Raw genomic sequence first — 257 nt, forward strand, 5'->3', positions numbered from 1 at the left:
CCCTGCAGGACACGGAAGACCATCAGCCATTCCAGGCTATGCGTCATGGCGCAGCCGAGACTCGCGATCAAGAACAGCACGATGCCGCCCAGCGCGATCGGGCGACGGCCCAGGCTGTCCGACAGCGGGCCACCACTCAGCTGACCGAAGGCGTAGCCGGCCAGGAAGAAGGTGATGGTCAGGCCGAGGCGGGAGTGATCGACACCGAATTCCGCGGCCATGGCGGGGATAGCGGGCAGAAAGGCATCCATCGATAG

1 protein-coding gene is annotated in these 257 nt (G+C 65.0%); it reads right to left on the bottom strand.

Annotation, left to right across the window (positions count from 1 at the left end):
• On the bottom strand, window positions 1-257 hold a 257-nt coding region (locus R0J88_RS21440), incomplete at both ends, for an MFS transporter (RefSeq protein WP_410901091.1).

It is taken from the genome of Pseudoalteromonas sp. SIMBA_162, assembly GCF_046535955.1.
In the GTDB taxonomy this organism is placed as follows: Bacteria; Pseudomonadota; Gammaproteobacteria; order Enterobacterales; family Alteromonadaceae; genus Pseudoalteromonas; species Pseudoalteromonas marina.